21 protein-coding genes and 1 pseudogene are annotated in these 22520 nt (G+C 70.1%); 5 read left to right on the plus strand and 17 right to left on the minus strand.

Annotated elements, in window-relative coordinates; translation table 11 throughout:
• The 5 genes from G3I60_RS31775 to G3I60_RS31795 form a co-directional block, all read right to left on the minus strand.
• Nucleotides 1-271, minus strand: a 271-nt coding sequence (locus tag G3I60_RS31775; protein ID WP_343241983.1) for a biotin/lipoyl-containing protein, incomplete at its 3' end; no start/stop codon positions are given.
• 51 nt (nt 272-322) lie between these two features.
• The gene (gene lpdA / locus G3I60_RS31780) at nt 323-1711 is read right to left on the minus strand and encodes a dihydrolipoyl dehydrogenase (RefSeq protein WP_164296201.1); all 1389 of its coding nucleotides are present in this window, start codon (nt 1709-1711) and stop codon (nt 323-325) included.
• Between the two features lie 367 nt (nt 1712-2078).
• The gene (locus G3I60_RS31785; RefSeq protein WP_164296203.1) at nt 2079-3590 is read right to left on the minus strand and encodes a leucyl aminopeptidase; all 1512 of its coding nucleotides are present in this window, start codon (nt 3588-3590) and stop codon (nt 2079-2081) included.
• A gap of 128 nt (nt 3591-3718) precedes the next feature.
• A complete protein-coding gene (locus G3I60_RS31790; RefSeq protein WP_164296205.1) occupies nt 3719-3916 on the minus strand; it encodes a DUF397 domain-containing protein in 198 nt (65 codons plus the stop codon).
• 12 nt (nt 3917-3928) lie between these two features.
• Nucleotides 3929-4780: a helix-turn-helix transcriptional regulator gene (locus tag G3I60_RS31795; protein WP_138353717.1), complete on the minus strand. Its 852-nt coding sequence runs from the start codon at nt 4778-4780 to the stop codon at nt 3929-3931.
• A gap of 145 nt (nt 4781-4925) precedes the next feature.
• Between G3I60_RS31795 and G3I60_RS31800 the strand changes: the two genes are divergently transcribed.
• Together G3I60_RS31800 and G3I60_RS31805 are read left to right on the plus strand one after the other, a co-directional pair.
• Complete coding sequence (locus tag G3I60_RS31800; protein ID WP_138353716.1) at nt 4926-5360, plus strand: ATP-binding protein; 435 nt, start codon at nt 4926-4928, stop codon at nt 5358-5360.
• A 137-nt stretch (nt 5361-5497) separates the two neighbouring features.
• A complete protein-coding gene (locus G3I60_RS31805; protein ID WP_138353715.1) occupies nt 5498-5905 on the plus strand; it encodes a DUF2690 domain-containing protein in 408 nt (135 codons plus the stop codon).
• 14 nt (nt 5906-5919) lie between these two features.
• Here G3I60_RS31805 and G3I60_RS31810 read toward each other — a convergent pair whose 3' ends face one another.
• The 9 genes from G3I60_RS31810 to G3I60_RS31850 all read right to left on the minus strand — a co-directional run bounded on the left by G3I60_RS31810 (nt 5920) and on the right by G3I60_RS31850 (nt 18673).
• Nucleotides 5920-6315 carry a LuxR family transcriptional regulator gene (locus G3I60_RS31810; RefSeq protein WP_164296207.1) on the minus strand — a complete coding sequence of 132 codons (396 nt, stop codon included), beginning with the start codon at nt 6313-6315 and terminating at the stop codon, nt 5920-5922.
• A 137-nt stretch (nt 6316-6452) separates the two neighbouring features.
• Complete coding sequence (locus tag G3I60_RS31815; protein ID WP_164296209.1) at nt 6453-7331, minus strand: helix-turn-helix domain-containing protein; 879 nt, start codon at nt 7329-7331, stop codon at nt 6453-6455.
• Nucleotides 7332-7507: 176 nt separating this feature from the next.
• Complete coding sequence (locus G3I60_RS31820; protein WP_244809140.1) at nt 7508-7813, minus strand: hypothetical protein; 306 nt, start codon at nt 7811-7813, stop codon at nt 7508-7510.
• Between the two features lie 11 nt (nt 7814-7824).
• Entirely contained in the window at nt 7825-12408 is a 4584-nt protein-coding gene (locus tag G3I60_RS31825) for a DUF6531 domain-containing protein (protein ID WP_343241495.1), read from the minus strand.
• Between the two features lie 100 nt (nt 12409-12508).
• Nucleotides 12509-13327, minus strand: coding sequence for an adenosylcobinamide-GDP ribazoletransferase (locus G3I60_RS31830; protein WP_164296212.1), 819 nt, complete (start codon nt 13325-13327; stop codon nt 12509-12511).
• Between the two features lie 22 nt (nt 13328-13349).
• Nucleotides 13350-14060, minus strand: coding sequence for a hypothetical protein (locus G3I60_RS31835; protein WP_164296214.1), 711 nt, complete (start codon nt 14058-14060; stop codon nt 13350-13352).
• Nucleotides 14057-15829, minus strand: coding sequence for a phosphatidylglycerol lysyltransferase domain-containing protein (locus G3I60_RS31840; RefSeq protein WP_164296215.1), 1773 nt, complete (start codon nt 15827-15829; stop codon nt 14057-14059). Before G3I60_RS31840 ends, G3I60_RS31835 begins: the two co-directional genes overlap by 4 nt.
• Nucleotides 15830-15941: 112 nt before the next feature.
• The gene (gene cobT, locus G3I60_RS31845; protein ID WP_164608063.1) at nt 15942-17090 is read right to left on the minus strand and encodes a nicotinate-nucleotide--dimethylbenzimidazole phosphoribosyltransferase; all 1149 of its coding nucleotides are present in this window, start codon (nt 17088-17090) and stop codon (nt 15942-15944) included.
• A gap of 377 nt (nt 17091-17467) precedes the next feature.
• On the minus strand, nt 17468-18673 hold the full coding sequence (locus G3I60_RS31850) for a bifunctional adenosylcobinamide kinase/adenosylcobinamide-phosphate guanylyltransferase (RefSeq protein WP_164296219.1): 1206 nt from the start codon (nt 18671-18673) through the stop codon (nt 17468-17470).
• Between the two features lie 118 nt (nt 18674-18791).
• On the opposite strand from G3I60_RS31850, the gene G3I60_RS31855 reads away from it, so the two are divergent.
• Complete coding sequence (locus tag G3I60_RS31855) at nt 18792-19001, plus strand: hypothetical protein (protein WP_138356213.1); 210 nt, start codon at nt 18792-18794, stop codon at nt 18999-19001.
• A 271-nt stretch (nt 19002-19272) separates the two neighbouring features.
• Here the strand turns inward: G3I60_RS31855 and G3I60_RS31860 are convergent.
• From G3I60_RS31860 to G3I60_RS31870, 3 genes and pseudogenes are all read right to left on the minus strand, one after another.
• A pseudogene (locus G3I60_RS31860) lies at nt 19273-19826 on the minus strand (S1C family serine protease); the annotation flags it as partial.
• A gap of 8 nt (nt 19827-19834) precedes the next feature.
• Nucleotides 19835-20536 (minus strand): bifunctional 2-polyprenyl-6-hydroxyphenol methylase/3-demethylubiquinol 3-O-methyltransferase UbiG, encoded by a 702-nt coding sequence (locus G3I60_RS31865; protein ID WP_138356212.1) that lies wholly within the window; start codon nt 20534-20536, stop codon nt 19835-19837.
• A gap of 86 nt (nt 20537-20622) precedes the next feature.
• The gene (locus G3I60_RS31870; protein WP_138356211.1) at nt 20623-21210 is read right to left on the minus strand and encodes a DUF3043 domain-containing protein; all 588 of its coding nucleotides are present in this window, start codon (nt 21208-21210) and stop codon (nt 20623-20625) included.
• A gap of 194 nt (nt 21211-21404) precedes the next feature.
• Here G3I60_RS31870 and G3I60_RS31875 point away from each other — a divergent pair, with 194 nt between their 5' ends.
• Both G3I60_RS31875 and G3I60_RS31880 read left to right on the plus strand, forming a co-directional pair.
• The gene (locus tag G3I60_RS31875) at nt 21405-22175 is read left to right on the plus strand and encodes a PspA/IM30 family protein (RefSeq protein WP_138356210.1); all 771 of its coding nucleotides are present in this window, start codon (nt 21405-21407) and stop codon (nt 22173-22175) included.
• A gap of 64 nt (nt 22176-22239) precedes the next feature.
• The gene (locus tag G3I60_RS31880) at nt 22240-22518 is read left to right on the plus strand and encodes a hypothetical protein (RefSeq protein WP_164296222.1); all 279 of its coding nucleotides are present in this window, start codon (nt 22240-22242) and stop codon (nt 22516-22518) included.
• Nucleotides 22519-22520 lie beyond the last annotated feature (2 nt).

The raw sequence follows: 22520 nt of genomic DNA on the forward strand, positions 1-22520 counted from the left end.
TGGCCATTATCGACGACGGCTCGGGCGCGCCCGAGCCGTCGTCGATGATGGCCAGCTCGGCGCCGACCTCGACGGTCTCGTCCTCGGCCACCTTGATGGAGGCCAGAATGCCGGAAGCGGGCGACGGGATCTCGGTGTCGACCTTGTCGGTCGACACCTCGAGCAGCGGCTCGTCTGCCTCGACGCGTTCACCCTCGGCCTTGAGCCAACGGGTGACGGTGCCCTCGGTCACGCTCTCGCCGAGCGCCGGAAGGGTTACGGAAACCGCCATGGTTGCGGTTGCTCCTAACGATCTGTGCGGATGGGGTGCGTGGTGAGGGGCTTAGTCGTGCGAGTGCAGCGGCTTGCCCGCGAGGGCCAGGTGAGCCTCGCCGAGCGCCTCGCTCTGGGTCGGGTGCGCGTGGATGAGCTGGGCGACCTCGGCCGGCAGGGCTTCCCAGTTGTAGATCAGCTGGGCTTCGCCGACCTGCTCGCCCATACGGTCACCGACCATGTGGACGCCGACGACGGCACCATCCCTGACCTGGACGAGCTTGATCTCGCCCGCGGTCTTGAGGATCTTGCTCTTGCCGTTGCCCGCGAGGTTGTACTTCAGGGTGACGACCTTGTCGGCGCCGTACAGCTCCTTGGCCTTCGCCTCGGTGATACCGACGGAGGCGACCTCCGGGTGGCAGTACGTGACGCGCGGAACGCCGTCGTAGTCGATCGGCACGGCCTTGAGACCGGCCAGCCGCTCAGCTACCAGGATGCCCTCGGCGAAGCCGACGTGCGCGAGCTGGAGGGTCGGGACGAGGTCGCCGACGGCCGAGATGGTCGGCACGTTGGTCTGCATGTACTCGTCGACGAGGACATAGCCGCGGTCGAGTGCGACACCGGCCTCCTCGTAGCCCAGGCCCTGCGAGACCGGGCCGCGGCCGACGGCGACGAGCAGCAGCTCGGCCTCGAACTCCTTGCCGTCGGCGAGGGTCACCTTCACACCGTCGGCCGTGTACTCGGCCTTCTGGAAGAAGGTGCCGAGGTTGAACTTGATGCCGCGCTTGCGGAAGGCGCGCTCCAGGATCTTGGAGCTGTTCTCGTCCTCCAGCGGGGCCAGGTGCGGCAGGCCCTCGATGATCGTGATGTCCGCGCCGAAGGACTTCCACGCGGAGGCGAACTCGACGCCGATGACGCCGCCGCCCAGCACGATCGCGGACTTCGGGACGCGGTCCAGGACCAGCGCGTGGTCCGAGGAGATGATGCGGTCGCCGTCGATGGTCAGACCCGGCAGCGACTTCGGCACGGAGCCGGTCGCCAGCAGGAGGTGGCGGCCGGTGTAGCGCTCGCCGTTCACATCGACGGTGGTGGGGGAGGACACCCGGCCCTCACCCGTGACGTAAGTGATCTTGCGGCTGGCGACCAGCCCCTGCAGACCCTTGTACAGGCCCGCGATCACGTCGTCCTTGTACTTGTGGACACCCGCCATGTCGATGCCATCGAAGGTGGTCTTGACACCGAACTGCTCGCTCTCACGAGCCTGGTCGGCGATCTCGCCCGCGTGCAGCAGAGCCTTTGTGGGGATGCAGCCGTTGTGCAGACACGTGCCACCGAGCTTGTTCTTCTCGATCAGGGCGACGTCCAGGCCCAGCTGCGCCGCGCGCAGCGCCGCGGCGTAACCGCCACTGCCGCCGCCGAGGATCACTAGGTCGAAAACGGTGCTGGCGTCGTTCGCCACGTCACGTCCTCCATGCATGGGTACGCCGGAGCCGGTCTGTGGTGACCGGGCGGCGGCTGTTATTCGGCCGCTATGTCTGAAAACTGTGAAAACTGGGCCCTGTCGTGCCGACCAACATCTTCGCACTTGTTCGCGGCGGACGGGCCACCGGGCCGGGGTCTGAGACGGACTTAAGCCTCATCCCGGGAGGCTACTGGCCCGTAAGGGGCACTCCGGGCGCTGGAATCTCGCTCAGGGCGAACACCCGCCCGGTCGCGCGTACGGCCCCGGGCGTGCTAGCCCGGGGCCGTACCTTCGTACAAACGAGCACTGAATTCCGGCTGAAACGCGCGGTCGGAAGCGCGTCCGTCCGGGGTTTGCCGGGGGTCTAGAGGATGTCGCCCGCGGCGGCCTTCTCGACCAGCCGGACCAGGGTGCGGACCGCCGTGCCGGCGCCGCCCTTGGGGGTGTAGCCGAACGGCGCGCCCTCGTTGAACGCCGGGCCCGCGATGTCCAGGTGCGCCCAGGTGATGCCCTCGCCCACGAACTCCTGCAGGAACAGACCGGCCACCAGGCCGCCGCCCGCCCGCTCGCCCATGTTCGCGATGTCCGCGACCGGGGAGTCCATCGCCTTGAGCAGCTCCGGCGGCATCGGCATCGGCCACGCCTGCTCGCCCGACTCCGTCGCCGTCTCGTGCAGCACGGTACGGAAGCCGTCGTCGTTCGACATGATCGCGAACGTACGAGTACCGAGCGCCAGCACCATCGCGCCGGTCAGCGTCGCCACGTCCACGATCGCGTCCGGGTTGTCCTCGGAGGCGCGCGCCAGCGCGTCCGCCAGGACCAGCCGGCCCTCGGCGTCGGTGTTGAGCACCTCGACGGTCTTGCCCGAGTACATCTTCAGCACGTCGCCGGGACGCGTCGCGTTGCCGCCCGGCATGTTCTCCGCGAGCGCCAGCCAGCCGGTCACGTTGACCTGCAGGCCCAGCTTGGACGCGGCCACGACGGTCGCGAACACGGCGGCCGCGCCGCTCATGTCGCACTTCATCGTCTCGTTGTGGCCCGGGGGCTTGAGGGAGATGCCGCCCGAGTCGTACGTGATGCCCTTGCCGACCAGCGCGACGGTCTTCTTCGCCTTCGGGTGGGTGTACGCCACCTTCACCAGCCGCGGCGGGGTCGCCGAGCCCTGGCCGACGCCCATGATGCCGCCGAAGCCGCCCTTGAGCAGCGCCTTCTCGTCGAGCACCTCGACCTTGAGGCCGTGCTCCTTGCCCGCGGCCTGGACCGCCGACGCGAACGCCTTCGGGTTCAGGTCGTTCGGCGGCATGTTGATCAGGTCACGCGCCCGGTTGACCTCCTCGGCCACCGCGGTTGCCCGCTCGGCCGCGGCCTTGTGCGCCTTGTCGCGCGGCTTGGCACCCACCAGGGCGATCTCGCCCAGCGGACCCTTGCCGCCGGCGCTGTCCACCCGGTACGCCGTGTACGCGTAAGCGCCCAGCAGTGCGCCCGTCGCCACCGCCTCCACGCCCGCCGCGTCCGTCGCCGGCAGCGCGAACGCCGCCTTCTTCGTCCCGGACAGCGCACGCGCCGCGGCACCGGCCGCCCGGCGCAGCGCCTCGGCGTCGTAGCCGGCACCGTCGGCGGGCGTCTCACCCAGACCCACAGCGAGCACCACCGCCGACTTCACGCCGGACGGAGCCGGCAGCTTCGTCACCTCGCCCTCGCCGCCCGAGGCGCCGAGGAGTTCCAGCGTCGCGGCGAGCTTGCCGTCGAACGCCGCGTCCACGGCCTCGGCACCGGCGGCGACCTCGGGGCCCTTGGCGCCCTTGGTCACTCCGATGACGACGGCATCCGCGCGCAACGCTGCGCCGGAGGAAGTGCTGAGTGTCAGTGCAGTCACGGTGAGGGTGGTCCTGTTCCGTCGAATGTTGTCGGCCGAGGGGTGGGCCGGCCGCGCCCCTCGCATCGTATTCCGCTACGCCCGCGGGGCGGCACGCCAGGGCTGCGCGGCCTGTGCCGCGGTCGAGCCTACGCCTGACGCGGCGCGTCGAGGGCCCCTGCCTTCACGGCGTCGAGGAACGCCCTGAGCCGGGCGGGGGTGGTCGTCACGATCGCCCCGGGTTCGGTGCTTTCGCGTATGGATACGCGGGGGCCGACGGCGGCCAGCTGTATGCAGTTGCTGCTCTCGGCGCAGTGCGAAGACTTCTGCCAGTCCGACGTGGACAAGGGTCCTGCCTTTCAGAGGCTCTGGGCGATCTCACGGATGAAGTCCCGGGACTCGCCGGGCTTGAGAGCCACCCGGTCCAGCCGGTCCAGAATGTCGCGGTACTTGGCCAGCTGAGCCTCGGCGTCCAGGAGCGCCGGGCCGTGGGACTGGTCGAGCAGGACGGTGTCCAGTTGCGGGACGGCGCCGGACGCGTAGGCGATCGTCTGACCGGAGCCGGGGAAGCCTCCGGCCGCGAAGGGGATCGCCGTGACCGTGACGCCGTCACGCTCGCTCATGTCCAGGATGTGCTGCAACTGCTCGCGGGAGGCCGCCCGGCCGCCGAACTGCATCCGCAGGGCGGCCTCATGGATGACCGCGGTGTAGCGGAGCGGGGCGTCCCGGTAGAGGACGGCCTGCCGCTTGATCCGGTGTGAGAGCCGGTGCTCGATCTCCGGCGGCGGCAGGGTGGGCACCGCCTCGCGGAAGACGGCCCGCGCGTGGTCGACGGTCTGCAGCAGGCCGGGCAGGCTCACGGTCTGCGCGGTACGCAATTCGACCGCGTAGTGCTCCAGTTCGGCGATGTCGAGCATGCCGGGCGGCAGAACGCCCCGGTACTCCTCCCACCACTGGCGCTTGCGTTCGCCGGTCATCCCGGTCAGGGCCTCGATCAGCCCGTCGTCCGAGCAGTCGTAGTTGCAGGCGAGCGTCCTGACGCGGTCCGCGCTGAGCCCGACCCGACCGGTCTCGATGTTGCTGATCCGCGCCTGGTCCCCGCCCAGCAGGGCTCCGGCCTCGCGAGCGGACATCCCCGCCTTCTCCCGAAGCTTGCGCATCTCGGCACCCAGGCGCTGCTGACGCGCAGTTGGCGTTGTCCTCGGCGGCATTGGCCCCTCTTTCCGATCGCGGCCAAGTCTGCCGTTCCGAGTCCCAAGGGTCCATTGGACGACAGATCTACCGTGTTTGGTAGAAAGTATCTAACTCAACGCTCTACTGTGTGACGCACGCCACTCGACCTGCCCGGAGGGCAACATGTACGCAGTGCAGCCGTCGTGCCCCGATCCCACCTCCAGTGATGGCTGGGAGTACTACCTCCAGCTGCCGCACGACCCACGCGCACCCGGGATCGCCCGGACGACCGTCCGGGCGATCCTCGTGGCACACGGCTTACGTGAACTCGTCGACACGGCGGCGCTGTTGACCTCGGAGCTGGCGACCAACGCGTACCGCTACGCGCAGGGCCCCGCTTCGCTGCGGCTCAACTGGGAGCCGCGTCGGCTGCGGGTGACGGTCCGGGACAACAACCCGGAGCTGCCGGCGGCGCTCGCGCCGGATCCGGACGCGGACGGCGGGCGCGGGCTCTTCCTGCTGGACCTGTTCTCGGACCGGTGCGGCGGATACGCGCTGGGGGAGGAGCCGTTCGGGCTGTGCGGCAAGCTGATGTGGTTCGAGCTGGCGGCACGGTGACCGCCGCAGCGACGTACGCGGCGGTCTAACGGTTCCAGGGTGTCCGGAAGGGGACGCATGTCCTGTTCGCCCTCGTCCGGGAGGACTTCGGCTGGTGGGATCGGGGGGTCCCAGCAGGTAGCCGAAGGGAATCGCAGATGTCTTCGCTCAAGCGCCGGATCGCCGCAGGAATCGGAAGTACCGCCATCGTCGTGGCAGGTGTCGTCACCCTCGCCCCAGCCGCGAGCGCGGCGCCCAGCGCGCCCGCGGCGTGCAGTACGAGCAACGCGGTGACCAAGAAGACCGCGCACAACGGCAGCATGTACATCGAGCTGCGCTACAGCACGTCCAGCCGGTGCGCGTGGGGACGGATCAGCAGTTCCAACGTGGGCAACAAGGTGTGGGTCGACCGGTCGAGCAACGGTGGGTCCACGTGGACCGGGCCGATGGGGATGACCACGCAGCAGTCGGGCAGCGACACCCACACGCCGGCCTTCGATGACGCGGGTTACGTCATGCGGGCGTGCGGGTTCAACGGCACCACCGTGTGTACCGGCTGGTACTAGAGGGCCCAGTGGGCCTAGACGGCCCGCCGGTCGTAGGCCGGCAGCCAGCCGAGGCGGGCCGCGGCCAGTGCCAGGGTGAACCTGTTGCTGGCTCCGGCCCGTTCGGCGAGGGAGCCGACGTGGCGGCGGACGGATCGTTCGCTGACGCCCAGCCGGCGGGCGATCGCGCTGTCCTTGGTGCCGTCCGCGAGGAGCAGCAGGATGTGGCGCTGCACGAGCGTCGGGGGCAGGACGGGTGGGTCGCAGCGGGAGACGGCGGGCGGTGACGGTGCGGCGGCCAGGGCGGTGAAGGTCTGGATGCGTTCCAGCAGGGCGTTCTGCTCGGCGAGCAACCGGTTCTGGTCCGCGAGCAGTTCCTGGTAGCGCCGTAGTGCCGCCGGGGCGGACGGGGCCGTTCGGGTGTCATACACCTCGGCAGGCTCGCAGAGCGGCGGTCGCGCCGTATTGAAGAAATTCGCACCCGCACCCGCACCCGCACCCGCACCCGCACCCGCACCCGCACCCGCACCCGGCACCCGCACCCGGCACGGTTCGGCGCAGGCCGGCGTCAGGTCAGGATGATGCTGGTGACCTGGCCGTCCACCCGGTCCACCGTGGGCGGGCCCGCGAAGTCCAGGCCGCGGGCGTGCCGGAACTGGCGGGGGGTGCGGCCGATCATCGCCTTGAACTCGCGGTTCAGGTGCGCCTGGTCGCTGAATCCGCACTCGGCGGCGATGCCCGCCACCGGCAGGTCCGCCGCCATCAGCCGCAGCACCTTGCGCAGCCGCATGACGCGCGCCGCGCCCTTCGGCGTCAGCCCGATCTCGGCGCGGAAGCGGTTCTCCAACTGCCGCCAGCCCCACCCGGTGGCGGCGACGAGCTCGCCGATGGGCAGGGCGCCGGAGGTCCTGGCGAGTTCCCGCCAGGCGTACCGGACGCGGTTTGAGACGGGGAGCGCGTCCTCGGACCAGTGCAGGAACACGGTGTCCAGCAGGTCGAAGCGCTGGGCCCAGCCGGGGGCGCAGGCGAGGGCGTCGGCGAGATCGCGGCAGCGGGGGCCGAGCAGGTCGATGGGGTCGGTGATGGTGTCGGCGAGTTCGTGCATCGGGATCCCGAACAGCGAATACGCCTTCCACGGCGAGAGGATGACCTCCAGGCCGTACAGCCGGCCGCTGTGCCGCCCGAGGCCGGCGCTGGTGCGCAGCCCGACCAGCATCGAGCGGTGGGCGTTGCCGGGGGCCGACGGCGTCAGGGCCTCCGTCACCCGCACTTCATGGTCGAAGGAGAACAACAGCGTCACCGCGCCGTCCGGGACCTCCAGCCGCTGCCGCGGCAGGTCCAGGTTCAGCCGGTACCCCCGGTACCGCTGCACCCCCGGCCGCAGCCGGGCATGCGGCAGCGCCGTCGCCACCTCCCAGCGGCCCTCAGGACACGCCAGATGCTGCATCGTCCGTTCCCCCCATGACCCCGGAACCGCTCAGCCCTTGTCATCCTGCGGTGCGGGGAAGGGGTTCGGAGCATCCTTTCCGGTCAGATGTGGCCTGCCAGGTCGCGCTGAGGATCCGTCGGCACCGGGCGGACCGTGCCGAGTGCCTCTGCCGGGCCCGCGATACCGCCACCCGGTCAGGCCTCCAGGGTCCAGGCGGGCGAGTCCCGCGGCGGGGCCTGGCGGATCCGCCATTGGGACCGGTCGGCGTCGGGCTCCCAGTAGGGCACGTCACCTTCGTAATAGAGGCCGTAGGCCCAGTGCTCGGGCTCCTCGTGGGCCAGTAGGTCGGGCCATTCGTTGAACACCTGGTTGCCCCACGCCCGGTTGATACGCGCCACCGCCTCGGCCCGGGAGATCCCGAAGAGGGTCACCAGTTCTTCGGCGACTTCGCCCAGGTATTCCTGCATCTCCGGAACTGCGGGCATCGTGAACTCGGACACGAGTCGATCTCCTAACGGACCAAGGATCGGGTGAACAGATCAGCTGCCTTAGAGGAGAAGATCGCTATCTGGTGTCCCTTGAAGACGCCGTCCGCGCCGCCGCGGAAAGCCCTGAGGTTCAACAGCATGGGGCCCTCCACCATCTCGAAGCTGTGCATTGCGCCGCCATTGCGGTGATGCCTGATGAAGCTGGCCAGGTCGTCGCTGGGACCATGGAAGATCTTACTCGTGAGGTTGTCCAGCTCGCTCTTCGGAACGCGGAAGTGCAGTACCTCCGCTGTGCCGCCCGCCCGGTCGGCGAGTCTTGTGGCCCACTGTCGGGCCTGGTTGGCGTCATTGGTGACGTAGAAGCCGCCGCGTCCGAAGTCCATGGCCCGAGTACTGAAGGTGGGATCGATCCCGTTCTTGAGGATTCCGTCCAGGCCGGCTCCCGTTGTGCCGTGGTAGAGATCCACCAGACACTTGGCCTTGAGACCCAGCGGATCGGACCAATTGAGAGGGTTGGAGACATAGCCGTGGTGATCGGGAGCGGCAGTGAGGCCGAGCGGGTCCGGACTGAGGTATCGGGCGGTCCCGGGTTCGTAATAGCGTTGATAGTTGTAGTGCAAGCCGGTCTCGGCGTCGTAGTACTGCCCGGGAAAGCGCAGAGGGCAGTCCACATTCGCCGGTGACGTGCCGCCGAGCGGTGATCCCCACAGTGTCGACCGATTCTTCCAGACGATCACACCGTATACGTCGACCATTTCGGTTGGCGTACCGACCAGATCGGTGACTATGGCGTAGAAGCGCTCGTCGATGTCGTCCTGAGGGGCATCGCGCAATGCGGCGCGAACCGTCTGTGCGACGGGTATGTCGCCGTGTTCCCAATCCCATGTTGTCGTGGCATCCGCGGTTGTCTGCTCGGCGAGGCGCGTGCCGTCCCAGACGAATTCCGTTGTTTCCAGGGCGGTAGTTCCGTCGTCGGCAAGGCGTGACTTGGAGATTCGGCGGCCGAGCGGGTCGTACTCGTAGTGCCAGGCGATGCCGTCCGGGGTGGTGACGTCCGTGAGCCGGTCTTCGGCGTTCCACACGTATTGATATACACGACTGCCACCCGAGAGTAGCTTTTGCGTACGCCTGACCACCCGGCCCTGATCGTCGTATGCGTAGTTGACGTGCCCCGCCCGCTGGATGAGCGTTCCGTTGTAGGACCGGTCGCCCGATTCCGGGCTGGTGTGCTCACCGGCCGGCAGTGTCGCGGCGGCGAGATTCCCGGCGGTGTCATAGACGTATGCCTCGGTCCAGTCGGCACCGTTGACGGCAGTGACGCGGCTCGCGGAATCCAGCTCGAAGTGGTGAAAGCCCCCCGAGGCGTCATCGACGGCTGTGAGGCTTCCGTCCGCGGCGTGAGTGAAGGTCCGCCGTTGCGCCGTCGGGGACTTCGGGCCGCGGGTTGACAGTGTCTGTGCTGTCGAACGGTTGTTGTCGTCCCACTGCCAGCTGAGTGCCACGCCCCCTAGGTCGCGCTCGACCTCCCGGCCCGCTTCGTCGTACGCGAAGCGCACGGTGTGGCTGCCCGACCGCAGGGACATCGGCCTGCCGGTGGTGCCGAATTCCCAGACGCTCAGGACCCCGCTCGGCGTGGTGCGCCGAGTACGGCGGCCTATTGCGTCGTAACGCGAGGAAACAGTACGACCGTTGACGCTTTCGGCCAGAATGCGGCCGAGAGGGTCCAGCTCCCGGGAGAGGTCGGCAACGGGGCTGACGGCACATTTCAGGCGTCCGAGTGCGTCGTGAACGAAGTCGGTGACCACACCACCGGCATCCTGCCGGGTGACATTGCCCAGGACATCCCGCTCGAATCGGATGCTTTGCCACTCTCCGTTGATGCGTTCCGTCAATTGACCGGCTGCGTCGTAGCGATAACTGAGCTTCCGGCCATTGAAGTCGGTCTCCCCAACGAGGCGGCCCGAGGGATCGTAGTCGTAGCTCCAGACTCGGCCCTGCGCGTTGGTTACCGCCACCACTCGTAGCTCGGTGTCGTAGGTGAACTCGTAACGAGAGCCGTCCGGTTCCGTACGAACGGCGCAGAGGTCGAAATGAGTGTTCTCGTATCGTGTTGCACGGCCGCTGCCGGAGCGGTGCGCGACGGGGTTTCCCTCGACGTCGTACGACCATTGCTCAACGGACCCGTCCGGAGCCATGCGCCAAGCGATCTGCCCTTCGCCCGTCCAGCCGACACTCGTGGACGCCCCGGACGCGTCAGCGGCCTCCACCATGCGTCCGAATGCATCCCGCGTGATCCGGATCGTGGTGCCACCTACGTCGGTGATCGCCGCCGGAAGACCGGCGGAGTCATTGACCACGACCTGTTGCACTGTGCCGAACGCGTCGGTGACGCTGGTCAGACCGCCGCGCTCGTCGTAGGTGAAGGTCGTCGTGGCGCCGAGCGCGTCGGTCGCGGACGTACGGTTCCCAGCGGCGTCGTAGGAGTAGCGGGCGCGCGTTCCGTCGGGTTGGGTGATCCTCACGGGCAGGTTGAGGTCGTTGTACTCGATCGTCGCGGAGCTGCCGTCAGGGCGGGTCGCCATGGTCAGGTTGCCGGCACCGTCGTACGCGCAGCTCGTCGTGCGGCCGAGGGGGTCGGTCCTGGTGAGCAGGCGGTCGTACCGATCCCAGCTCAGCAGGGTGACCTGCCCCAGCGGATCGGTCTCGCGGATGAGTTGGTACTGATCATTGAAGTGGAACGTGGTGGCGTGGCCGAGAGAATTTGTGGCGACGGTGGTGCGGGCGTCGGGATCGTATGAGTAGCGGTAGTTCAGAATCCCTTCCGAGCCTGTCGTACCCACACAGCGTCCTGCTTCGTCGTACTCGTAGCCGTACGAGGTCCCTGTCCGGTCCTCCCAGCCCGTGATACGGCCACGTTTGTCGTAACTGAAGGCGAGCGGCAGGCCGGAGGAGTCAAAGATTTGGGTGAGGTTGCCGTCGCCGTCATATCCGTATCCCATCAACAGCGGCCGTTCCGGATCGCTGAGGAGGCGCAGAGCGGTGACTCGGCCGCCCCCTGTCTCGATTCCGACGTGGTATCCCCCCGTATGGCGCAGATCGACGGGGGCCGCGTCCGCGGAGTAGGTGATGGTGACGCGGTTGTTGTACCGATCGCTGATCGAAGTGAGCAGGAGTTCGGCTGTGCCCGGGTGCGGCGTGAAACCGAGAGTCCGGCCGGACTCGGGTATGCGGACCGACATGTCACTGGTAGGTCCGCCGTCCCATGTCAAGGGCCAGCGTGGACCCTCGAGAGGCATGAGGGAAAGGCCTGCGCTGGGGACGGGATAGTGCAGCAGCATCCCGTCGCCAGTGGTGAAGCGCACACCCTGATCGTCGAGATGAAGCCTTTGGTCCAGCGTTGAGGCCCAGGATTTACCGAACCAGCGGCCCGCCCGGTACGAGGAGCGGAAGTGGCGATCCAGGGTCAGCGGCAGGACACCGGGAAGTTGGAGATCGGTGGCTGACATGACCATTTCGCCGCTTGCCACGTCGATGGGGTCGCCACAGGTGAAGAGCTTCTTCATCTCGCGTCCCATTTGACGCAGCCCGCCTGCCCCCTTGCGGACGCTGTTGGCGATGTTCTCCAGGGCCTTGCCGCTCTTCAGCAGTGCCGGGAGTTCCTTGGCCATTTTGAGCAGGCCGCCAGCGGTGGTCAGGCCCTTGAACATGGGGATGCAGTCGAGGGCGGCGAAGAAGACGTCCCAGAGGCTGGCTTTTCCTTGCGCGTATTTGATGAGGGTGTCGGCGAGGACGACCAATGCGGCGGCCAGCACGATCCAGGCGAGCGGTCCGCCGATGATGAGGACGACGATGCCGAGCACGGCGACGATGACCTTGCAGACCGCGACGATGTCGTCCCAGTGGTCGGCGACCCAGTCGACCGCCTTCTCCCACCAGTGCTTGTTCTTGATCCCAGCGTCGGACGCCTCGTGCAGGGCGTGCTCCGCGGTCGACGCGGCGGTGTCCCGCAGGTGGGCGGCCTGAGCTGCCAGTTCCTTCGCCGCGTCCAGGCGTTGCTGCGCGTCGTGGACGGCGGTGTTCGCGGACTTCTGCGCGTTCGAAGCGTCCAGCGCATTACGGGTGGCGGTACGGACCTCGTCCGCCGACGGCGGTTCCACGCCCGGCTTCGGATCGGCCTGGTACTCCTTGGACTTGTCGCCCGCCCGCTTCACCCAGTCGTCGGCGTTGCCCTGCGTGGTCTTGGCCGCGTCCAGATCCTGCCGGGCGGTACGCCCCTGCGCCAAAGCGCGGTCCGCGTCCGCCTGCGCGGTCTCCAGCTTCGGCCAGTACGTCTCCAACGCCCCGGAAGCCAGCCGGTAGGACTTCTCCAACTTGCCCAGCTCGCCCGGCAGATCCCCGAACTGCTCGCGGTACGCGTCCCCCGCCAGACCCGCCCAGTCCTGCACCGCGTTGTTGCCGCTCAGCCCGCGCACCGACCGCAACGCCGACGACACATCGTCCGCGAAGTCGCCCAGTTTCCGGGCGAGTTCCTTCACCTCGTACGGATCACCCGGCACCGGATCCCGGTCCAGGTCCAGCACATGCCAATCCGTCGGACGATTCGCCACTGTCTAACCCCCGTGATTCGCCTCTGTCCGAGCGATCCTTTCACTTCCGCCACAGACGCTTCCATGGCGCCTGGTGCGACAGCACCCGGCGAGGCCGCCCTCAGCCCAGGGACAGGACGACCAGAACCGCCGTCGCCGCCGTTTCGGCCAGGGCGCCGAAGACGTCGCCCGTGATGCCGCCGAAGCGGGTGCGGCAGTGGCGGAGGAGGAGTTCGGCCGTGATGAGGGCGAGGAGGGCGGCCAGGGCGAAGTGGAGGGCGGGCGAGAGGCCGAAGAGGGCGCCGGCCGCCGCCGCGACCACGAGGGTGCCGGCCGCGGTGAGGGCCGCGATGCGGAGCGGGACCGCTCCGGCCACGGCGGCGCCCAGGCCGTCGGGGCGGGCCGGGGGGACGCCGTCGCGGCAGGCCAGGGTCATGGCGGTACGGGCCACCACGGCGGAGACGGCGGCCGCGGCGGCGCCGTGGGACCAGCTGTCGGCGTAGAGGGCGGCGAGGCAGGCGACCTGGGCGAGGAGGACGAAGAGCAGCGTCAGGACGCCGAAGGGCCCGATGTCCGACTGCTTCATGATCCGCAGGGCGTCCTCGGCGGGCTTGGCGCTGCCGAGCCCGTCGGCGGTGTCGGCCAGGCCGTCCAGGTGCAGACCGCGGGTCAGGGCGGCGGGCACGGCCGCGGTGGCGACGGCGGCGAGCAGCGGGGACGCGTCCAGGAGCAGCAGCAGTCCGCCGACCGCGGCGGCACACAGGCCCACCACCGCCCCGACGACCGGCGCGCACAGCATCCCGCCGCGCGCGGCGGACCGGTCCCAGCGGGTGAGGGTCACCGGCAGCGCGGTGAGGGTGCCGAAGGCGAAGCGGAGCGCGTCCGCGACGGAGGCGGCGGGCGCGGGTCCGGCCTTCGAGGGCTCGGCGGAGTCGGTCACCGCGTGAGGCTACCCCGGGCGGCTAACCCGAGGGCTGCCGCGGTGACTCCCGATGGAGCTCCGCCTCCCGGCGCCGCCGGAGGTGGCCCTCCAGGGCGCACAGCAGCAGCGTCGCCACGATCGCCGTCAGATGCTCGAAGCCCGCGAGGTTCACGATGAAGACGACCTCGACGAGCATCGCGAGGATCAGCGCGCCCCCCGTCCACCAGGCGCGGTAGCGGCAGGCCACGTACACCCCGAGGGCGACGACCGCCGCCGACGGGCCGGTGTCGCGCACGACGAGGGTGGAGACCGGGAGCCCGAGGAAGCCGTCGGGGCCGACCGCGAGCGAGTAGCGGGCGAACGACGTGCCGGCGAGCGTCGCGAGGAGCCCGATGCCGAGGGTGTGCCGCCTGCCGACCGTCATCTCGGCGATGCCGAACATGAAGACGACCTGGGCGATCAGCCCCCACACCGGCAGCGACGGGTCGGGGACGAAGAGCGAGAGGGGCGTGCGCAGCAGCGCCTTCCACCACGGGAGCGTCGCGTAGACGCCGCCGAGCCGGTTGACCCACTCCGTGCCGGTGCTCCCGGAGTGCTGGATCACCTGAAGGGTCAGGATGGACAGGCACGCGGAGAGGGTCAGTGGGATCGCGCGGAGCTTCTTCGTCCGCAGCTCGAACCACACATCTCGGGAGATTCCGCCCCATTCGACGTATGCGAAGTCGCGGAGGCGCTTGTTGAAGGGGCTCACCTGGCAGCGGTCCGCTCTCGGTCGCGTCTGCGCAGCGGGGACGGCAGCCGCGGCGCTTCGAGGAAGCCCTCGGCCCGGGCACTGGCGATTCCGATCCGCGGCAGCTCGCTGCTCTTGCCGAACAGCAGATACCGCGGCTCCCAGATGGGCCGGTACTTGGCGTTGGCCCGGTACAGCGACTCGATCTGCCACCAGCGCGAGAAGAACGTCAGCAGGGAGCGCCAGAACCGCAGCACCGGCCCGGCGCCCAGCTTCGAGCCGCGTTCGAACACCGAGCGGAACATCGCGAAGTTCAGCGAGATCTGCCGCACGCCCACCTCGTCGGCGCGCTGGATCAGCTCGATGACCATGAACTCGATCAGCCCGTTCTCGGAGTCGCGGTCGCGGCGCATCAGATCCAGCGACAGCCCCTGCGGACCCCACGGGACAAAGCTCAGCAGCGCGCGCGGCACACCCTCGCCGTCGTGGCACTCGACCATGACGCAGCGCCCGTCGGCGGGGTCGCCGAGCCGGCCGAGCGCCATCGAGAACCCGCGCTCCGTCTCGCCGTCGCGCCAGGCGTCGGCGCGCTCCAGCATCGCGTCCATCTCGTCCGCGGGGATGTCGTCGTGCCGGCGCATCCGGACGGTGTAGCCGGTCCGCTTGACGCGGTTGTACGCCTGCCGCACGGTCCGCATGGCGCGGCCGTCCAGGGTGAACTCGGCGGTCTCGACGATCGCCTCGTCCCCGATCTCCAGGGCGTCCAGGCCGTGCCTGGCGTAGATCACGCCCGCTTCCTCGCTCGCGCCCATCACCGCGGGCACCCAGGCGTGCTCGCGGGCCTCGGCGAGCCAGGCGTCGATGGCGCCGGGCCACGCCTCGGGGTCGCCGATCGGATCCCCGGACGCCAGCGACACCTCCCCGACGACCCGGTACGCGATCGCGGACTTCTCGCTCGGCGACCAGATGACGCTCTTGTCGCGGCGCAGCGCGAAGTAGCCGAGCGAGTCCCGGTCGCCGTAGCGGTCCAGGAGCCCGCGCAGCTTGGCCTCGTCCTCCGGGCCGAGCAGTGCCCGGCCGCGCGGCGAGCGGAACGCCACGTACAGCACGAGCAGGAAGAGCAACGCACTCATGACGTTGATGACGACATCCACCCACCCGGGCGTTGAGATGTTCGCGTAATTGTCGTCATTCGGGTCGAGCGCGATCATGCGCATGATCGCGTAACGGAAGCTGGCGCCGAAGTCCGAGCCGTGTTCGCTGTTGGTCGCGGTGACCAGCAGCGCGCTGATCAGCGAGCCCACGATGAGGCCGCCGACGGCGGTCAGGATCGCGTGCTTCGGATTGGAGCGGTCGCCCTTGGCCCGGAACTCACGGCGGCCGACCAGCAGGGCGGCGACGAAGGAGCCGGTCAGGCCCAGGGTGATCCAGTTCTGGACGTGGCCCCGGTACTCGGCGAAGCCCATCGTCAGCGCCAGCACCAGCAGGAACAGCCCGCTCAGCACGAGATTGAGCACCCACGCGGCCCGTTTGCGGCGCCGCATGGTGATGGCGAAGAAGAGCGCGAACACACCCGTGGTGAAGCCCGCGGTCAGCAGATACGGGGTGAAGAGGTCCTCGATGTTGTGCCGCCGGATGTCGGCTCCGAAGGAGACCCACACCGCCCCGAGGAAGTTGAGGAAGGCGACAGCCCGCAGATACCAGACGGCGTAGGCGGCGGAGCGCTGCCCCCAGACATGCGGACGGCCCTCCCCGTCCTGCGGTGTGCGACCCGGTGTCGTGCTGCCCATTCCCATGGTTGTGGATCTTATGACGGAATGTCCGGATCCTCGTCGCAGGGGCGGTGGCCGGATCCGGCTACGCCCCGCGGAGCCCACCCCGGAGGGCGGGCGGAACGGCGCTCTACGGAGTGTCGGCCGCGTCGCGGGGCGGGTCCGCGGGCGGCTCCTCCGACGTGACGGCGACAGGTTCCGTGACGGGTTCCGGGGCCCGCTCCACCACCGGCTCGCCCGACACGTCCGGCAACTCCGCCGCCAGCGCCGCCGCGGCCTGCAGCAGCGGCAGCGCGAGCAGCGCGCCGGTGCCCTGGCCGAGCCGTACGCCGTGGTCGAGCAGCGGCTCGATGGAGAGCCGGTCCAGAGCCTTGGCCTGCCCCGGCTCACCACTCGCCTGGCCCGCCAGCCACCAGTCGGGAGCCCGGAACGCCACACGCTGCGCGACCAGCGCACAGGCCGCGGAGACGACACCGTCCAGCACGACGGGCAGCTTGCGCACGGCGGCCTGCAGCAGGAAGCCCGTCATCGCGGTGAGGTCCGCGCCACCGCTCGCGGCCAGCAGTTCGAGCTGGTCGCCCAGGACCGGCCGGGCCCGGCGCAGCCCGTCACGGATCGCCGCGCACTTGCGCATCCACGCCAGGTCGTCGATCCCGGAGCCGCGGCCGGTCACCACAGAGGCGTCCGTACCGCACAGCGCCGCCACGAGAATGCCGGCGGCCGTGGTGCCACCGACGCTGATGTCACCGAGCAGCACGAGGTCGGTACCGGAGTCGGCCTCCTCGTCGGCGATGGCCATGCCCGCGCGGAACGCCAGTTCGGCCTCCTCGACGGTGAGCGCGTCCTCCACGTCCACCCGCCCTGAGCCGCGGCGCACCCGGTGCGCGGTGACCTCGGCCGGCAGTTCCGCCGGATCGCAGTCCAGGCCCATGTCGATCACGCGGACCTGCGCCCCGAACTGACGCGCCAGCACATTCACCGGCGCCCCACCGTCGAGCACCGCCCGGACCAGCGCCACGGCCGTACCGGCCTCATGCGCCGAGACGCGCAGGCTCGCGACCCCGTGGTCCCCGGCGAACAGCAGCACCCGTGGCCGGGCGATCGGCCGCGCCGGAACCCGCCCCTGAGCGGCCGACAGCCACTCGGCCAGCTCCGCGGGCTTGCCGAGAGCCCCCGGAGGGCTCACCAGACGCTGCCACCGGTCTTGCGCGTCACGCCGCACACCGGCGTCGGGACGCTCCACCAGGGAGCCGAAGTCATCGAGATTCAGGCCGCTCATTCGCCGCACAGTACCGGCTGCGCCTCGGGCCAGGGGAAGCGGGCGCCTGCCGGCCTCCGGCCGTGGGGTGCGGGCCGCAGGGTCGCCTGCCGGCGCGGGATCGACCGGCGGCGGCCCGGAGTTCCCACCCCCAACCCGCACGTGGCGCGGGCCCGTCACCCAACCCCCACCGGGGCGTGAACGCGAAGGGCCGGCGCTACCCGCACGTGGCGCGGGCCTGTCACCCAACCCCCACCGGGGCGTGAACGCGAGGGGCCGGGATCGCAGGCAGGGGGGTCCGAAATGCTGCCGAGCTATTTGTGGGCCGCCAGGCCCGTAAATAGTCGATTTCGGACCCCCCTGCCGGAGAGCCCGGCCCCGACCAGGACACAGCCCCATCAGCCGCGCAGCGAAACCGCCTGACCCGCCACCACAAGAAGCACCTGCTCGGACTCTCCCGCAACAGCGGCGTTCAACCGCCCCAACTCGTCCCTGAACCGGCGCCCCGACGCCGTCCCCGGAACCACCCCCGAACCCACCTCATTGCTCACCGCGACCACCGTGCGCCGCGTCGCCCGCCACGCCGCCGTCAACTCGGCGACCCGGGCGTGCAGTTCGCGTTCGCCGCCCGACGCCCACTGCTCGTCGTCCCAGGCGCCGACGGAGTCCATCGCGGACGTCAGCCACAGCGCCAGGCAGTCGATGAGCAGCGGCGCGCCGTCCACGGCGAGCAGCGGCACCAGGTCGCAGGTCTCCTGCGTCGCCCACGTACCGGGCCGGCGGTCGCGGTGCAGCGCGACGCGGCGCGCCCACTCCTGGTCGCCCTCGCGGGTGCCGCCGGTGGCCACGTACAGGACGTCGGAGAACGCGGCGAGCCGCCGTTCCGCCTCGGCGGACTTGCCGGAGCGGGCGCCACCGAGCACCAGCGTGCGGCGGGGCACGTCCGGTACGTCGTGGTAGTCGCCGGCGACCAGCGTGGTGCCGTCGGGGACGGCGCGCACGCCCAGCGCGGCGAGCCGGCGCCGCAGCTCGGCGCCGGGCGGCGCGCTGTGGTCGATGTGCACGGCGACGACGTCGGTGGTCGGGCCCACGGCGCCGGCGGCGCGCAGCCTGCCCAGCGCGTCGGGCCGGTCGACCGCGTCGAACAGCACCACGTTGTACGGTGCGGCGGCCTCCTGGACCCCGGCGGGGGCGCAGCCCGGTGGCAAATAGAGGGCCTTCATCCCGTCCGGCCCCTCGATCTCGTAGCCGGTGCCGGGCGCGTCCGTGGGGACGGCGCGTACCCGGTGCCCGGTCAGGAGCGTCAGCTCCTGACCGTCGGGGACGCGGCCCGGTGCCGGCAGGCCGACGGGGATCTCCACCGCGGGCCCGTCGTGCGGGTGGGACAGCAGTGCCTGCCGCACGCCGCCGAGGGAGTGCCCGGAACGGGCGGCGGCGAAGGCCAGCCCGGGGGTGAGGTCGAGCAGCAGCACGCCGTCCACGAGGACGGCGGTCGCGGCGCGCGGCCCGTCGCGGTCGCCGATGGCGCCCGCACAGGAGGCGCAGGGGCAGTCGGGCAGGGGCAGGCCCTCGGGGCCTCCGGTGCCGAGCAGTGTCAGTTCCACCCCCCGATCGTCTCGCGTCCGCGTACGGCGGGCTCGCCGGGTCCGCCATGCGGTTACCCTGCGGGACAGGCACACGACGGACAGCAGCAGCTGTGGACCGAGGACCGAGGAGAAATACATGGCGTGGACGTGGCGGTTCGAGAAGGCCGACGGCACCGAGGTTGCGCCCGCGGTGCAGCCGGAGGAGTTCACGACGCAGGGGGATGCGGAGTCCTGGATCGGTGAGCTCTGGAAGGACCTGGTGGAGGGCGGCGCGGACCAGGTCGTGCTCTTCGACGGGGAGACCAAGATCTACGGCCCGATGAGCCTGCACGGGAACGAGGAATAGCGGCGTAGCGCGCGGGGGGTTCGGTACCGGCCGCTTCGGGGTCGGGGCCGGGCTCTCCGGCGTGGGGGGTCCGAAATCGACTATTTATGAGCCTGGCGGCTCACGAATACACGGCAGCATTTCGGACCCTCCCGCAACCTTCGGCCGGGGGTGCCCCCAACCGCGATCCCGGCCCCTCGCGTCCAGGCCCCGGTGGGGAATGTGTGACGGGCCCGCGCCACGTGCGGATAGGGCCGGGGATCCGGGCCCCGGCTGTGGCACGCCTGACGAGTCAGACCGACCCCAGCGTGACCTCCGCCGTCTTCGTGGCCCCGCCACGCTCGTCGTCACCTGGACCTTGTCGCCCGGCTTGTGGGCCGCCAGTGCCTCCGTCAGGGACTGCAGCGTCGAGATCCCGGTTGTGTCGATCTTGGTGATGACGTCGCCCGCCTTGAGTCCGGCCTTCGCGGCGGCTCCGCCGCCCGTTACCGAGACCACGGCGACGTCGGACGGCTGGAGGTCGTCGCCGACCACGGTGCGGGCGGTGATGCCGAGGGCGGCGCGGCCGGAGTCGGTGACGCGGCCGTCCTTGATGATCTGGCCGGCGATGTCGGTGACGGTCGCGGCCGGGATCGCGAAGCCGATGCCCGGCGCCGCTCCCGCGCCCATCTGGGGATCGGTGGCGGCCAGGGTCGGGATGCCGATGACCTCGTTGTCGAGGTTCACCAGGGCGCCGCCGCTGTTGCCGGGGTTGATCGCGGCCGAGGTCTGCACCATGTTCGCGATCGTGGCCCCGGTGCCGCCGTCGCTCTCACTGCCTTCGCCGACGGTCCGGCCGACGGCCGAAGCACGCCCTAGGCGCGTACCCCGCACAGGTGCAGCAGTGCCGCCACGGCGCGGTACGGGTCCGTCCGCCCGGCCTGTTCCTCGGCGGCCAGCAGCGGTTCGAGATCCGCCGGTACCGGCGCGTCGTTCGGTGCGGCGTCGGTGAGGACCCGGACCCCGTACCAGGAGTGCACCGGGGTGCCCAGCCCGTTGAGGGTCGCGGTCACGGCCTCCCGGCGGTCGGCGCGCACGTCGAGGCCGATCCGGTTGGTGTACGTGTCGCTGCCGAAGGCGTCGAGCGCTGCTGGCCAGTCGCCGAGCAGCCCCGGCCGCATGGCCAGCGCGTCGGCGTTGCGTACGAGCAGCGACAGCAGACCGCCGGGCGCCAGCACCCGGGCCAGCGCGGCCAGCATCGGGTCGGGCTCGGGCATGTACATCAGCACGCCGTGGCAGAGCACGAGGTCGAAGCTGCCGGGGCCGAAGTGCCGGCCGGTCTCCCGGCCGTCGCCCGCGATCAGGGAGACCCGCTCGCGTATGCCCTCCGGTTCGACGGCCAGCGCGGTGCGCAGCGCGTCGAGCATCTCCGGGTCGGACTCCAGGCCGGTGACCTGGTGCCCCGCGCGGGCCAGCCGGAGCGCCTGGGTGCCCTGGCCGGGGCCGACGTCGAGCACCCGCAGCCGGCGGCCCACGGCGAAGCGCGCCGTTATCTGCTCGTCGAGCTGCCGAGCCACCAGTTCCTGGCGGACGACGTTGCGCAGCCCGCCGAGACCGCCCAGCCAGCCGGCCGCGCCGCCCTCGAACCCGGATCTGCCGGTGCTCAGAGCTTCACGCCGCGCTTGACCATCGGCTTCGGCAGCCGCAGCCGGCGCATCTGGAGCGTCCGCATCAGGGCGTACGCCACCGCACCGCGCAGGTTCTTGTCGGGGAAGCGGGTGCGCAGCTGCTTGCGCAGCAGGATCGTCGTGATGACGGAGTCGACCAGGATCAGGACGATCACGACCATCCACAGCAGCAGCGAGAGGTTCCGCAGCTGAGTGTTCTGGATCATGCTCAGGACGAGGATGACCACCGCGAGCGGAAGGAAGAACTCCGCGACGCGGTAGCGCGAGTCGACATAGTCCCGGACGAACTTGCGCACCGGTCCCTTGTCTCGTGCGGGCAGGTAGCGCTCGTCGCCACCGGCCAGCGCTTCGCGCTGCTTGGCCATCTCGGCACGGCGCGCTTCGCGTGCCTGCTTGCCCGCGGCCTTGCGGTCGGTCGGCACGACGGCACGGGTGCGGCGCTGGCCCTGGGCCTCGTTGCGCTTGGGCGTGGGGCGACCCTTGGGAGCCTGCGGGTCGCGGGGCTGGTCCTCAAGCACCGTGGTGGTTGAGGCCTGCTCATCTGGGGAACGACGTCGGAACACGACTCCAGGTTACGTGCCCCGGGGCGGGAACCCCAGCCTTCACCTACTCCTTGGGCCTTAGGTCACCGAACCGTGATCGTCCCTAGGGAGGAGCGCATCCGTCGCCGAACAGTGCGGTAATGGAACCAGGGCCCGTACTGTGGGGTCTGTAGAGGTGCTGGAGCTGTAGTCCGAGAAGGGGGCGCGCGAGGCCCATGAGCGGTGTCATGAAGCGGATGGGATTGATTTTCCGCGCGAAGGCCAACAAGGCCCTGGACAGGGCCGAGGACCCGCGCGAGACGCTTGACTACTCGTACCAGAAGCAGCTGGAACTGCTGCAGAAGGTACGTCGGGGTGTGGCCGATGTCGCCACCTCGCGCAAGCGCCTGGAGCTGCAGCTGAACGAGCTGCAGAAGAAGTCGTCGACCTACGAGGACCAGGGCCGCAAGGCGCTGGCGTTGGGTCGTGAGGATCTGGCCCGTGAGGCGCTGTCGCGCCGGGCCGCGCTGCAGCAGCAGGTCACGGATCTGGAGACGCAGCACCAGACGTTGCAGGGCGAGGAGGAGAAGCTCACTCTCGCGTCGCAGCGGCTGCAGGCCAAGGTGGACGCCTTCCGCACCAAGAAGGAGACCATCAAGGCCACGTACACGGCCGCCCAGGCCCAGACCAAGATCGGCGAGGCGTTCTCCGGCATCTCCGAGGAGATGGGCGACGTCGGCATGGCGATCCAGCGCGCCGAGGACAAGACCGAGCAGCTGCGCGCGCGGGCCGGTGCCCTCGACGAGCTGATGGCGTCCGGCGCCCTGGACGACCAGAGCGGCCTGCAGAAGGACGACATCCAGGCCGAGCTGGACCGGCTGTCCGGTGGTACGGACGTCGAGCTGGAGCTGGCCCGGATGAAGGCCGAACTGGCCGGTGGCACTCCGCAGCAGGCCATCGAGGGCGGAAAGCAGCCCGAGGACAAGCCGCGGATGGACAAGCAGTAACGCAGGACAGCAGTGACGCAGGACAACCGCCGGGCCGTAGCCGAACCGACTAGGAGGCGCCGTCATGATCGTCAGGATCATGGGGGAGGGGCAGGTGAAGGTGGCCGACAGCCATCTCACCCGCCTCAACGTGCTGGACGACGAACTGCTCGCCCAGATCGAGAGCGGTGACGAGGAAGGCTTCCGCAAGACGCTGGGAGCCCTGCTCGACGCCGTACGGGAACTGGGCGAACCGCTGCCCGACGCCTCCCTGGAGCCGTCGGAGCTGATCCTGCCGTCTCCCGACGCCTCCCTCACGGAGGTCCGGGAGATGCTCGGCGACGACGGGCTCATCCCGGGCTGAGC

The sequence above is a fragment of the Streptomyces sp. SID13666 genome (assembly GCF_010548325.1).
GTDB classification, from domain to species: Bacteria; Actinomycetota; Actinomycetes; order Streptomycetales; family Streptomycetaceae; genus Actinacidiphila; species Actinacidiphila fildesensis.